A 13,198-nucleotide genomic window follows, 5' to 3' on the forward strand; every position below is an offset into this window, starting at 1 on the left:
TGCAAACCGTTCGTCTGGACCGCGTCAGCCGATTCCATCCTCGAAAAGCTGCATCGACTTTGCTCGCGAATCAGCGGAACAGGACACTAGCCGCGTCGCGCGACCGGACTGCCGGGCATCGGAATTCCGGCGCGATAGACGACGGTCGCGAGTGCCGCGGCCACCGCGGCCTCGGCTGTCAGCACGGCGACGGCGGCGCCCAGTTCGGCGAAGTACTTTGCGAGCACGGGTACCAGCACGATGTTCAGAATACCCGATGACATCAGGATTCGCGTGAATGCCGACTTCATCCCGAGCGGCAGCATCGTCTGCACACCGAACAGGTCCGTCATGCCGGCCATGAACGGAATGAAGGCCATCCAGCGCAGCACCTGGACCGTCGGTTCGTACGAAGGCCCATAGAGAATGCGCACGGCGAGCGGCGCACCGAAGAAGATCGCGAGCGAGATGCCGAGCACCATCGCGACCTGCACGACGAACAGCTTGCGCAGGAACGAGAACGCGTCGTTGCGCGCGTGCCGCATCAGGTAGCTGATGCGCGGATACGTGGCGGCCTTCAGCGGCTGCAGCATGCTGAGCGCCGCGCGGATCAGCTTGTCGCCTGCGGCGAAGTAACCGGCCGCGACGTTGCCCGAGACGAAGCCGAGCAGCACGGTGTTGGTCGACGCGTAGAACGCGATCGACGTCGACGCGAGAAACACCTGCCAGCCGCCTTTCAGCGATTCGGCGATGTCGGCCGCGCCGACGCGCACGAAGTCGATTTCGCGGTTGAAATACAGATAGGCCGCCAGCGCGATCGCGGACAGCGTCGGCACCGCCGCGTTGACGATCATCGCACGGTCGATGTCCGCCGGGCTGTGCACGAGCGCGAACATGGCCGGCAGGCTCAGGATGCGCCCGATGAACAGGATCACGCTGAGCGCGCGCAGCTTTTCCATTCCCTGGAAATACCAGCCCGGCGTGAACGCCACGCCGGCGACCATCCCGAAGCCGATCAGCAACAGATCGCGGTCTTCGCCGAAGCGGCCGACCAGCATGATCAGCCCGACCAGCACGATGAAACAGATCACCGCGATGCCGATCTGCGCGTACAGCGTCGCCCAGAAGATGCGCGAGCGTTCGGCGCGGTTGTCGCGCGCGAGCGCGATGCGTGGCGTGGCGGTCAGGTCGAAGCTGTAGCTCGTGCAGTTGGTGAGATACGCAATGACGGCGAGCGAGAACGCGAGCTGCCCGTAGCCTTCGGGCCCGAGTGCGTGCGTCAGCAGCGGTGCGATCAGGAGCGGCACCGCGTACATCGAAATCTGCAACGTCAGCAGCAGCAGGAAATTCTTCTTGAGGTTTGACATTCGCTCGGTCGGCGCCGTGGGTGTCGCAGGGCGGCGGCATGGGGCCGCGGTGCGCGCGTGCATCCGGTCGGCGCTGACCCGGTTGCATGGGTGGGTGGCGCGTCCGGCGTCGCCCGGTATGGCCACATCGTATGGCGGCCATGATACGGGCCGCACGGGACCGCTCTGTTCGCGAGCCTACCGTTCGCGGATTCCGTTCGTACGCGCGGCATGCATCCCGACACCGCGCGCCGTCGCCCGTCGTCGTACCGCGATAGCGATGAAGCTATTTGTAAGCTGGCGCACCGAAGGACGCTCGAACCGGGTGCTTTAATCGAGCGCACTGTTTTGGTTCACGGTGCGAGCCGTCCGATGACGCCTCGGGCACGCAACGTCACCTCCCGCGGGCATGGGGAGCAGGACAACACATGGAACCGGACGGGGACCGCGCAGGGGCGCGGCCGGGCCGCTGCCGCGCATTCGTCGAGCAGTCGCACGATCGTGGAATCGCTCGTTCCGGCGGAGCCGCCGGAACGCGTGTCCGCGTCCGATAAAAATACCGATCCGAGGAGTACCGATTGAAGCCCATTACGTTCGGCAGTTGCGTGGGGTGGCTGCACGAAGGACAGACGACACAAGGGGTGATCCTGTGCGAATCGTTGGGACACGAGGCATCGTGGACGCACAAGCTCATGCGGGCGATCGCCGAGCGCCTTGCCCGCGACGGCGTCACGGTGTTGCGATTCAACTATCCGTGCACCGGCGATTCCGCGGGCGACGATCGTGACGCCGATCGGCACGCCGCCACCCTCGGCAGCATTCACGATGCGATCGATCTGCTGCGCGACCAGGTCGGTGTCGCGTCGCTGACGCTCGTCGGCATCCGCGCGGGTGCGCTGTTCGCGATGCTGGCCGCCGCAGGCGACGGGCAGCACCCGTCGCGGCGCGTCGACGCCATGGTGGCGCTCGCGCCGGTCGTGCGCGGGCGCGCTTATCTTCGCGAGCTGTCGTTCGTGCATCGCCAGTGGCTCGACATCACGTCGCCTGCGATTCGCGCCGCACATCGCGACGAGCCGTGCATGAACGTGCTCGGGCACCGCTTTCCCGACGATTTCGTCGCTGCATTGAAGGCGGTCGATCTGTGCGACGTCGTGCGCGACGCACCGACGCTGCCTCGCGCGATGCTGCTGATTCAGCCCGATCAGGACGAGCCCGCGTTGCGCGATGCGCTGCTCGCGCGGGGCGTGAACGTGGCGACCGAACCGTTCCGCGAATGGCCCACGACGATGCTGGACGGTACACGCTCGCGTCTGCCGCTCGCGGCCATCGACACGCTCGCGAACTGGATCGTCGAACGCGCGCCGCACACGGCCGCCGGCGTCGACCCGACGTGGCGGCCGGATCCGCCATGGAACGGCGAATCGGCCGCGGCGCTCGACATGATCGACATGACCGAGCAGGTCGTCGCGGTCGGGCCGGACCGGTTGGTCGGCGTGCTGTGCCGTCCCGCCGATACGGGGCCGGCGCATCCCGTCGCGCCGGCGCTCGTGATCGCGAACACGTCGACGAATCCGCGAAGCGGCGAAGGGCGCTTCAGCGTGCGCCTCGCGCGGACGCTCGCGCGCGCCGGCGTCACGACGTTGCGGCTCGACGTGAACGGCGTCGGCGACAGCGGGGCCGCCGCGCCCGACGACCAGTCTCCCGTCGTGTATTCGGCGCGGTCGAGTGACGACGTGGCGGCCGCCGCCGATTGGCTGCGTGGGCTTGGTCATCCGGACGTGGTCGCGGCCGGCATCTGCTCCGGCGCCTATGCGGCATTGCATGCGGCCGTGAAGACGCCATCGCTCGGCGGCGTGATCGCGATCAACCTGGCGCGCTTCGTGTGGCCGGCCGGCCTCTCGCTGGACGCGGTGCAGAAGCAGCGGAACAACTCGGTGCGCGGCTACTGGCTGTCGGTACGCGACTGGCAGAAGTGGAAACGCCTCGTGCGCGAACGGCGCGATTTACGGCCGATCGTGCGGGCCGTCGCCGCCAATGCGATCGCGCGGGTCAGCGTACCGGTGAAGGAGGCGGCCGGGCGCGTCGGCTGGAAGCCGCGCGTGGGCACACCACGCGGCGTGATGCACGTGCTTGCGCAACGCGATGTCCGGACGACGCTCGTCTATGGCGCGCTCGATCCCGGCATCGACGATGTCCGCCGCCATTTCGGCGCGATCGAGCATGCGTTCAGGTGCTCGCGTCACGTACGGCTGCACCTCGAGCCGCAGGTCGATCACGCGGTATACGGCGCGGTCGGCACGGATATCGTGATCGAGCGGTGCTTGCAGGCGCTCGGTCGCGACTTGACGAGGCCGGTCGTGCACGCCGCCGATCCTGTCGCGCTCGAAGCGGCGGGGGGATCGTACGCAAACGTGTCGGTCGGCAGGCCGTGATGCGCGTCGTGCCGCATGCGTCGGCGCCGCGGGGCGCGATCCCGGCATCGTATGAAGATCGACGTTCGGTGGGGTCGCTCACAGACGCGCGGCTCGCCGTAGTGTCCAATCCCTTATCGATGCATGCACGGTTGTGCCCCGACCAGCCGGATGTGTCAGTTCCGATCGCCCGGCTCCGCATAGGGTGATTTCGCGTAGGGCGATGCGTACAACGTGTCGCTGCGCCATACGTCGTCGGTGGGCGCATTAGCCACCTGCGGGCGATGCGGTCTCGCCGGCACGAGCGGCCGGCGCAACGTGATGCGGGCCCGCGTGTCGGGCTGGACGGCGGTGCTCGCGGCTGAACGAGCGAGCGCGGGCGCCACGGCCGCGGATGCGGTCGCGGCTGGCTCGGCGATTGCAGCCGCGCCGGGGGCTTGCGCCGAGCGTTGTGGCGGCACGGGCGCAACGCGCGTCGACGATGCGAGGAGCGGTGTGTCGGCCGGTGTGCCGGACAGCGTTTGCGCACCGGCGGCACAGACGAAGCCGGCCGACGCGATGTAGAGGAACGGCGCAAGCGACGAAGAGAAGTTCATGACGAATCGCAGGGAGTGACGTGCGGTGAAGAGGGTGGTGCGGCACTGCAATACAAGCCGCGCTGGGCAAGCGTAATGCCGGAATTCGCCGCGTTCGGCGGGTTACCGCACAGTTTTGGAAGGACACCATGTCAATCACCACGCAACCGGAATCGACGCGCGGCACGCGGCGGCCATGCTGGGCCGGCGCCGGCCGTGCGCCGTGGCTGTCGCGCATGGCGATCGTGGCGGCCGCGTGCGCGCTGAGCGCATGTGCGCTGTCGCCCGGCATGACTTACCGCGCGCCGGCGGAGCGCGACGCGAATGCGCGCGTGAGCGCCGACGCATCGGGCTCGGGCGGCCTCGACGGCGTGCAGAACGTGTCGAGCGAGGATCTGATCGAGATCACCCCGGCATTCGTCGCACAGCACCATGCGGGGCGGCCGGCCAACGTCGACGCGGAGATCCGTCAGTTGTTCGGCAAGCCGACGCCGTACACGATCGGCCCCGGCGACGTGCTGAGCATCATCGTCTGGGATCACCCCGAATTGAACCTGCCGACGACGCAGACGGTCGGCGGCGGCGACGGCGTCGGCGCCAGCTCGGTCGCGACGGGCTACACGGTCGACGCGGCCGGCAACGTCCAGTTCGCGTATGCGGGCCTCGTGCACGTGGCAGGACTGACCGAGGCACAGGCGCGCGCGCTGCTGATGAAGCGGCTCGGCGAATACGTGCGCAAGCCGCAGCTCGCGCTGCGCGTGCAGAGCTACCGCAGCAAGCGCGTCTATCTCGACGGCGAAGTGCGCACGCCGGGTTTGCAGATCGTCAACGACATGCCGATGACGCTGCCCGAGGCGATCGACCGCGCGGGTGGCTTCACGCCGACGGCGGATCGCTCGCAGGTGTCGGTGACGCGCGGCGACACGACCGTGAACGTGAGCCTGCCCGCACTGATCGCGGCGGGCGTGAATCCGTCGAACATCCTGCTGCGCGACGGCGATCTCGTACGCGTGCGCGCGGCGAGCGACGCGAAGGTATTCGTGCTCGGCGAAGTATCGCGGCCCGCGACGCTGACGTTGACCGACGGCCGGATGAGCCTCGGCGAAGCGCTCGGCGACACGGGCGGCGTGAGCCAGTACACGTCGGACGCGCGCCAGGTGTTCGTCGTGCGCCGCGGCCCCGACAATCGCCCGCGGGTGTACCACCTCGACGGCAGCTCGCCCGCGTCGTTCGCGCTCGCCGACCAGTTTCCGCTCGAGCGGCGCGACGTCGTGTTCGTCGATGCGTCGTCGCTGGTGCGCTGGAGCCGCGTCGTGAACCTGCTGATTCCGTCGTCCGCGCAAGGTGCGCTGACGGCGAAAGCCATTTCGCCGTGATGCCCGAGGCGGATTTCGTGACCGCGACCGTGCGTCGCGCCATACGGGACTGATGCTGCATGAACACTTCGACCCTGCCTGACCCGCCCAGCGGGCGCATTCCGCGGCCGTCCTATCCGGTGCGCCGCTACTGGAGCATGCTGTACGGCGGCCGGCGCCTGATCGTGTGCACGGCGCTCGCCGGCGCGCTCGCGGGCGGCCTGTATGCGCTGTTCGCGGCCCCCGTCTACCGCTCCGACATCCTGTTCCAGGTCGAGCAAAGCCAGACCGATTCGAAGCAGACGTCGCCGCCCGGCGATCCGTCGTCGGTGTTCGATCTGAAGACCGATGCATCGACCGAGATCGAGGTGCTCAAATCCCGCGCGGTGCTCGATCGTGCGATCGAGAGCACGAACCTCGCCCTCGACGCACGGCCGCATTACCTGCCGCTGATCGGCTGGCGGCTCGTGAACGCGGCCGACGGCCTGTCGTCGCCGTTGCCGGGCGGCTACGTGTATGGCACCGAGCGCATCGACGTGCCGACCTTCGACGTGCCGAAGCGGCTGCTCGGCAAGCGCTTCGCGCTGACCGTCGGCGACGACGGCGCCTACACGCTGCAGCGCACGGGATTCTTCGGTCGGAAAGGGCCGGTATGGCGGGGCCGCATCGGCCAGCCGCTGCACATCGAGACGCCGCAGGGGCCGATCGACGTGTTCGTGCGCGACGTGGCCGGCCAGCCCGGCGCACGCTTCGATCTGACGCGCTACAGCGACGAGGAGGCGACGACGTGGCTGCAGAAGAACGCGCTGATCTCGGAGCGCGGCAAGCAGTCGAACATGATCGGCGTGACGCTCGACGGCATCGATCCCGTGCACGACAGCCGTGTGCTGAACGCGATCGGAGAGGCGTACCTCGCGCAGAACACGCAGCGCAAATCCGAGGCGGCCGACAAGCTGATCCGTTACATGGACGGCCAGTTGCCGCAACTGAAGGCGCAACTGGAAGCGGCGGAGAACCGCTTCAACGCATTCCGTGCGTCGCACGGGACGGTCAATACGAGCGACGAGGCACTGGCGTTGCGTCAACAGTCGGTCGACATCGAGACGCGTGTGCAGACGCTGCAGCAGCGTCGCGAGGAACTGCTCACGCGCTTCATGCCGAAGCATCCGGCCATCGTGGCCGTCGATGCGCAGCTCGCCGATGCGCAGCGTTCGCTCGACACGGCCCGCAAGCAGATCCAGCAACTGCCGACCGTCGAGCAGGGCGTGCTGCAACTGCAGCGCGACGTGGCCGTCGACACCGCGCTGTACACGAACCTGCTCAATACACGCCAGCAGATGGTCCTCGCGCGCGCCAGCAAGACGGGCACCGTGCGGATCGTCGATACGGCGAAGGTCGCCGAGCAGCCGATCGGGCCGCATCGCGGGGTTGCGGTGGTCGGCTTGCTGATGGTCGGCCTGCTGGCGGGCGCGGCGATCGTGATCGCCCGGCAGCGCGTCGTCGGCACGATCGGCGACGCGGAGGAAATCGAATGGGCGACCGGGCTGCCCGTGTTCGCGACGGTCCCGCACAGCGCTGTCGCGGCGGCCGCGGAACCGAGGTCGAAGCGCGGCCGGCTCGGCCCTCGAATGTCGACGGCGCCGGTCGACGTGCAGGACGCCGCGCTCGAAAGCCTGCGCAGTTTCCGCGCGTCGCTGCAATTGTCGATGCCGGCCGCATCGAATCCGGTCGTGCTGATCTCCGGGCCGACGACGGGCGTCGGCAAGTCGTTCGTCGCCGCGAACATCGCATCGCTCGTCGGCGCCGCGAAACGGCGCGTCCTGTTGATCGATGCCGATCTGCGCAAGGGTTCGCTGCACGGCCGGTTCCGCTATAGCCGCGCGCCGGGGCTGGCGGACGTGGTGGCGGGCACTCACACGCTCGACGAGGCAATCAGGCGCGGCGTCGCACCGGGCCTCGATTTCATCGCGATGGGCCATGTCGTTCCCGATCCGGGCGAACTGCTGCTGCAACCCGCGCTCGCCGAACTGATCGGGCAGGCCGCGTCCCGCTACGACATGGTCGTGCTCGACGGCCCGCCGTTGCTGCCGGTGGCCGATGCGCTGGTGCTCGGCCGCCTCGCGGGCACCGTGTTCCTCGTCGCGCGTAGCGGCGTGACGACGTTGACGGAGCTCGACGAAAGCGCGCGGCGGCTCGAGCACGCGCATATCGATGTGCGCGGCGTGATCCTGAACGACTACAAGGGCGCGCCGGGACGGTACGACTACGGCTATACGGGCGCGAACACGCATCAGGCCGAGGCAGGGTTGACGGGGATGATCGCACCGCGGCAGCGGGCGGAACGCGCGTCATGAATCGGAGAGCAGGCGGTGCCGGCCCGCGACCGGGCGCGGCGACGGCGCGCGGGATGGCGCGCGGGATGGCGCGCGTGCGCGGTGTCGCGGGCGGTTATGCGGGCTACTGGTGGGAGGATCCGGCACGGCTCGTGCCGATGTTCATCCTGCCGTTGTATGGATTGCTGTCGCTCAGCCTGCTGGGCGACCAGAAGTCGATCGCACGAATCTATTTCGACGGTTACTACGCATTTGCCGGCGCGTTGTTCCTGATGGTGGTGGCGGCGACGGCGTGGCTCGCGACGACCGAAGCGCGGACGCGGCGCGGGCCGCCGGAAACGCCCGTCGAGGTGCCGCCGCGCGTGCTCGATTGCCTGTTCGCGCTCGCGCTGTTCGGCAATCTCGTGATGATGAGCGGGATCATCGCGCGGCCGGCGCTGCTGCTCGAATTCCTGCATGGCCAGGCTACCGCGTACGACATGCTCCAGCAGATCGGCCGCGTCACCGGGTTGAGTTCGTTCACGCAGGCGACGTCACCGTTCGTCGCACTCTATTTCTACGTGTTCCGAACGCCGGTGAAAGGCCTGAACCGCTACAAGATCTACATGGCCGTGCTCGCGGTGCTGACGGTGCTGCGCAGTTTCCTCTTCGCGGAGCGCCTGGCGTTGATCGAGATGGTGATGCCGCTCGCGCTGATGGTCGTGCGGTTCCGGCTGCAGGGCCGGTATGCGCGGCTGCTCACGCTTGGGCCGTACGCGGCGATCCCGCTGTTGTTCGCGCTGTTTATCGCGAACGAGTACAACCGGTCGTGGGAAGCCTATTACGTCAACATCTACGACAACATCTTCGACTTCGCGCTCGAACGGCTCGGCCTGTACTATTCGACGTCGCTGAACAACGGTGCCGGGATGCTTGCCGTACTGGGCTGGGGGCAGGGCCATCCGATGTTCACGTTCGACTGGTTGATGCGCTTTCCGGTGATCGGCGAGACGTTCCGGCCGTGGATCGATTCGAGCGACAGCTTCAACCTGTTTCTGAACAGCTACGCAGACCCGGAATTCAACAATCCGTCCGGTATCTTCGTCCACTTCTACGAGTGGGGCTGGTTCGGGCTGCTCGACGCGGCCGTGCTCGGCTGGTTGGTCGGCCGCAGCTATGCGGGCTGGCGCAGCGGCAACGGGTTCTGGTGCTGCGCGCACGCGGTGCTCTACGTGTCGTTGATGGAGATCATGCGTACGCCGAATCTGTTCAGCGGACGCAATTTCCTGCCGATCGTGCTGCCGATCATCGTGTTCCATTGGTTCGGGAAGCGGCCGGCGAGCGTTGCGCCTTCCGCCACGCGCGCGGTATCCGGACGCGGGGCGCGCGCCGCCGAAACCAACGAGCGGGACGGCGGCGCGACGGCATGGCCACTCGCACCCGCACCGCATCGACGACGCACTATTCCACGCGCGACGCGAAATCCGGAACGGTAGGCTCGCGAACTGTGCGCGGCCGCGCGATCCGTATCATGACCAGGATTGTCCGCGCGCTGCTCGTCCGACTTCCGCACATGACCGACCTGACCATCGCAATCTGCAACTACAACCATGGTGCGTACCTGCGCGCAGCGATCGACTCGGCGCTCGCGCAGACCGTGCGCGACGTCCGCGTGCTGATCGTCGACGACGGGTCGACCGACGATTCGCGCGACATCATTCGCTCGTACGGCGAGCGCGTGACGGCGGTGTTCCAGGAGAATCGCGGCCAGGTAGCCGCGTACAACCGCGCGCTCGAGCATGTCGCGTCGCGCTACGTCATCCTGCTCGACGCGGACGATCTGCTCTATGCCGACGCCGCGGCACGCGTGCTCGCCGCGTTCGCGTCCGGCGATTTCGTGAAGGTTCATTTCCGGCTCGACGTGATCGCGCACGATGGCGTGCGGACCGGCGCGAGCGTGCCGCAGTCCGCGGTCGATACGGATTGCGGCCGCCTGTTGCGCGCAGGCTGGCTGTATCCGTCGCCGCCTGCATCGGGCAACGCGTATCGCGTCGCCGCGCTGAAGCGCATCTTTCCGGTACCCGTCACCGCCGACAATCTGCACGGCGCCGATTTCTACGCGATCTACGGCATCGCGCTGCTCGGGGCCGTCCACATGATCGACGCGACGCTCGGCGGCTATCGCGTGCACCAGCAGTCGAATGCAAGCACAACCGACGCCCCGGCCCTTGCGCTCGCCAATTCGGAAGACGCGGCCACCGGTGCGCTGAAGGCCGAACGCCGCTGGTCGATCCTGCGCACGCTCGCCGGCGCGCGGCTGCAGGAAGCGCTACCGATCGCCCCGCTCGACTTCGCGATCGAGAAGGCGCGCTTCGCGAGCACGCTGTATCGCGCGCCGTTGGCGCGGCGCTGGCGCTGGTTTCTGTGCGAATCCGGACGCTACTGGCATACCGTGCTGCGCAATCCGTTCTGGCGTCCTGCCAAGAAGGCAGCGGTCACCGTGCTGTCGCTCGCATGTTTGCTGCCGTCGTCCGCGCTGAGCAATCGCGCGATCCGCTACCTGTCCAATCCGCTTGCGCGCGTGCGCAAGCTGCCCGCCGCACGCACCGACGTGCAATGAGCACCGCGCGCTCGCGGCTGCGCCGGCCGAATCGCCTGTTCGGTTAGCCATCGCACCCAGTGCGTCCGGCATGCGCTGCACAATGGTCCGGACCGTTGAGGAACGCGTAACGACGGATATCGGTGGCCGCGTGGCGCGGCAGCGAGGCCCGCCATGACGGACGCGAAGCAATGTCCGTGACGGCCACGTGTTCATCAATGAGGAATGCGTAATACATCGGGATTCCGATGTGTATGGATCGCTCGCGACTTGACGATGCGCCGCCTCATCGGCGCGCTGGGCAACGAACAGTGCGATCGAATCGACCAATCCAGAGATGACCAAAGAAAAGATCGTTCATATTGCCGAGGCGTTTGGCGGCGGCGTGCTGTCGATGCTGACCTATCTCGCCAACCATGCCGCGGCAGCGGGCGTCGACGTGACGGTACTTCACTCGATCCGGCCGGAAACCCCGCGCGATTTCGCTACGCTGTTCCGGCCCGACGTGAAGCTCGTTTATGTCGACATGGTGCGCGAGGTCGACGTCCGGCGTGATCTGCGGAGCTTGCGCGCGCTGGTCCGGAACCTGCGTGACTGCGGGCCGACCGCGGTTCATCTGCACTCGTCGAAGGCAGGCGTGCTGGGACGCATCGCCGCCCGGATCGCCGCGCCGACCGCGACGGTGCTTTACTCGCCGCACGGTCTGTCGTTCCTGCGCTGCGACGTGTCTCGCATGAAGCAGTTCGCGTATCTGAGCTTCGAGCGCATCGCGGCGCGTATCGGCGGCACCATTGTCGCGTGCTCGGGCAGCGAGCTCGGCGAGATCAACCGCAAAGTTCGCGCGAAATCCGCGGTTCTGGTGGAAAACGGGGTGAACGTCGCCGAGATTCCGCCTCGCCGAACACGCGACGATCGCAAGGTCGTCATCGGGATGAGCGGTCGCGCGTCGTTCCAGAAGAATCACGAAGCATTCGTACGACTGGCCGACGAGCTGCACGGCGCCGACGTCGAATTTCTCTGGATCGGCGGCAACGTGGCGGAGATTCCCGATTCGTCGCGGCGCCAGGCCGTCGCCTGCAGCGGCTGGGTGACCCGCGAGCGTGCGCTGACGCTCACGTCGGAACTGGACATCTATGTCCAGACCTCCCGCTGGGAGGGGATGCCGGTCGCGCTGATCGAAGCGCAGGTTGCCGGGATCCCGGCCGTGGTGACGAACGTCGTCGGCAATCGCGACGTGGTGATCCACGGCGTGACCGGCTACGTCGCGTCGACCCCCGCCGAGATGGTCGGCTATCTGAGCACGCTCCGCGACGACCGTCGGCTTCGCGAGCAGATGGGCGAAGCCGCGCGAAAGCGCGCGATTCAGCGGTTTTCGATGAGCGCGATCTTCCGGCAATGGCATGCGCTTTACGGACTGGGTCCCGACGAACCGCGCGTTGCCACGCGCGACTTCGAGCCGGTTGCCGTGGATCACGTCAAAGCCTGATTTCGATATCCCCTTATTGACATGAGCGCTTTCAAGAAACCGAGGCAACTCGTATACAACGGCCGATTCACCACGCAGAAGACAACCGGCGTGCAACGCGTCGCACGCGAGCTGATCGCCGCGTTGATCAAGTTTCAGCCGCAGGATCCGGTAACCGTGCTGGTGCCTCCGCAGCCCGGTATCGAGGTGAGTGGAGCGAGGACGGTCAAGGTCGGCTTTTACAAGGGCGTGGTCTGGGAGCAACTGGTGCTCCCGTTGTTCGCGCGCCGCGGCCGCGTCGTCAATCTCAGCAATTCGGCATCCATTTTCATCGGCAACCAGATCATCTACATGCACGACGCGGCGGTATTCGACACGCCCGCGCATTTCTCGCGCCCGTTTCGCGTGTGGTACCGGATCATGTTCTGGATCCTGGCGCGAACCTCCGTCCGCGTGCTGACCAACTCGTATTTCTCGCGGGATCGCCTCGCGCATCACTGCGGGGTTGCCGCGGAGAAGATCAGCGTCGTGCCGCTCGGCGCGGATCATCTCGACACGCTGGAACCGGACACGAGCGTGCTCGACAAGCATGCGCTGACGCCGAACCGGTTCGTGCTCGCGGTCAGCAGCATGAATCCCACCAAGAACTTCGGCCGGCTGATCGCGGCGTTCAGGCAGATCGACGATCCGTCGGTCGATCTCGTCATCGTCGGGATGCAGAACACCACCGTGTTCGGCAAGCAGGACCCGATGGCGGCGGCCGCGGAGCCGAACATCAAGTACGTCGGCTATATCAGCGACGAACAGTTGAAGGCGCTGTATCAGAACGCGGCGTGCTTTCTTTACCCGTCGATCTACGAAGGCTTCGGCATACCGCCTCTCGAGGCGATGCGCTACGGATGCCCGGCCGTGGTCGGCAAATCGGCAGCCCTGCCGGAAGTCTGTGCGGACGCGGCGCTGTACTGCGATCCGTATTCGCAGGACGACATCGCGCGGAAATTGCGGAGCCTGCTCGATTCCGACGAACTCAGGGCCGAGCTCAAACGCAAGGGGCGCCTGCACGCGGACAAGTATCGCTGGAGCAGAAGCGCCGAGATGATGAAGGAGATATTCGAGGGGCTGTAGGGCATCCGCCGGGCTGCACGACGACTCACTG

The 13,198-nt window shown here is 67.0% G+C and carries 9 protein-coding genes; 7 read left to right on the forward strand and 2 right to left on the reverse strand.

From position 1 onward, the window contains the following. Positions 1–86 precede the first annotated feature (86 nt). Positions 87–1,346 carry an oligosaccharide flippase family protein gene (locus KPB06_RS27485; RefSeq protein ID WP_059574652.1) on the reverse strand — a complete coding sequence of 420 codons (1,260 nt, stop codon included), beginning with the start codon at positions 1,344–1,346 and terminating at the stop codon, positions 87–89. Positions 1,347–1,903: 557 nt separating this feature from the next. Here KPB06_RS27485 and KPB06_RS27490 point away from each other — a divergent pair. Continuing rightward, the gene (locus tag KPB06_RS27490; RefSeq protein ID WP_059574651.1) at positions 1,904–3,757 is read left to right on the forward strand and encodes an alpha/beta hydrolase; all 1,854 of its coding nucleotides are present in this window, start codon (positions 1,904–1,906) and stop codon (positions 3,755–3,757) included. A gap of 155 nt (positions 3,758–3,912) precedes the next feature. Here KPB06_RS27490 and KPB06_RS27495 read toward each other — a convergent pair whose 3' ends face one another. Further along, positions 3,913–4,383: a hypothetical protein gene (locus KPB06_RS27495; protein ID WP_226094182.1), complete on the reverse strand. Its 471-nt coding sequence runs from the start codon at positions 4,381–4,383 to the stop codon at positions 3,913–3,915. A gap of 77 nt (positions 4,384–4,460) precedes the next feature. On the opposite strand from KPB06_RS27495, the gene KPB06_RS27500 reads away from it, so the two are divergent. The 6 genes from KPB06_RS27500 (at position 4,461) to KPB06_RS27525 (ending at position 13,167) form a co-directional block, all read left to right on the forward strand. Next, positions 4,461–5,687 carry a polysaccharide biosynthesis/export family protein gene (locus KPB06_RS27500; RefSeq protein WP_059574648.1) on the forward strand — a complete coding sequence of 409 codons (1,227 nt, stop codon included), beginning with the start codon at positions 4,461–4,463 and terminating at the stop codon, positions 5,685–5,687. A gap of 59 nt (positions 5,688–5,746) precedes the next feature. Beyond that, positions 5,747–8,020, forward strand: a complete 2,274-nt coding sequence (locus tag KPB06_RS27505; protein ID WP_099317365.1) for a polysaccharide biosynthesis tyrosine autokinase — start codon at positions 5,747–5,749, stop codon at positions 8,018–8,020. Continuing rightward, entirely contained in the window at positions 8,017–9,474 is a 1,458-nt protein-coding gene (locus KPB06_RS27510; RefSeq protein ID WP_257220591.1) for an oligosaccharide repeat unit polymerase, read from the forward strand. Before KPB06_RS27505 ends, KPB06_RS27510 begins: the two co-directional genes overlap by 4 nt. A 77-nt stretch (positions 9,475–9,551) precedes the next feature. Continuing rightward, entirely contained in the window at positions 9,552–10,598 is a 1,047-nt protein-coding gene (locus tag KPB06_RS27515; protein ID WP_099317366.1) for a glycosyltransferase family 2 protein, read from the forward strand. A 316-nt stretch (positions 10,599–10,914) separates the two neighbouring features. After that, positions 10,915–12,063: a glycosyltransferase gene (locus tag KPB06_RS27520; RefSeq protein ID WP_099317367.1), complete on the forward strand. Its 1,149-nt coding sequence runs from the start codon at positions 10,915–10,917 to the stop codon at positions 12,061–12,063. 21 nt (positions 12,064–12,084) lie between these two features. Then, complete coding sequence (locus KPB06_RS27525) at positions 12,085–13,167, forward strand: glycosyltransferase family 4 protein (RefSeq protein ID WP_099317368.1); 1,083 nt, start codon at positions 12,085–12,087, stop codon at positions 13,165–13,167. Positions 13,168–13,198 lie beyond the last annotated feature (31 nt).

This window comes from Burkholderia semiarida (assembly GCF_029268935.1).
In the GTDB taxonomy this organism is placed as follows: domain Bacteria; phylum Pseudomonadota; class Gammaproteobacteria; order Burkholderiales; family Burkholderiaceae; genus Burkholderia; species Burkholderia semiarida.

Coding starts and splice junctions, on each gene's coding strand:
- KPB06_RS27485 (WP_059574652.1), bottom strand. CDS start 1,346: ATGTCAAACCTCAAGAAGAATTTCCTGCTGCTGCTGACGTTGCAGATT.
- KPB06_RS27500 (WP_059574648.1), top strand. CDS start 4,461: ATGTCAATCACCACGCAACCGGAATCGACGCGCGGCACGCGGCGGCCA.
- KPB06_RS27505 (WP_099317365.1), top strand. CDS start 5,747: ATGAACACTTCGACCCTGCCTGACCCGCCCAGCGGGCGCATTCCGCGG.
- KPB06_RS27510 (WP_257220591.1), top strand. CDS start 8,017: ATGAATCGGAGAGCAGGCGGTGCCGGCCCGCGACCGGGCGCGGCGACG.
- KPB06_RS27515 (WP_099317366.1), top strand. CDS start 9,552: ATGACCGACCTGACCATCGCAATCTGCAACTACAACCATGGTGCGTAC.
- KPB06_RS27520 (WP_099317367.1), top strand. CDS start 10,915: ATGACCAAAGAAAAGATCGTTCATATTGCCGAGGCGTTTGGCGGCGGC.
- KPB06_RS27525 (WP_099317368.1), top strand. CDS start 12,085: ATGAGCGCTTTCAAGAAACCGAGGCAACTCGTATACAACGGCCGATTC.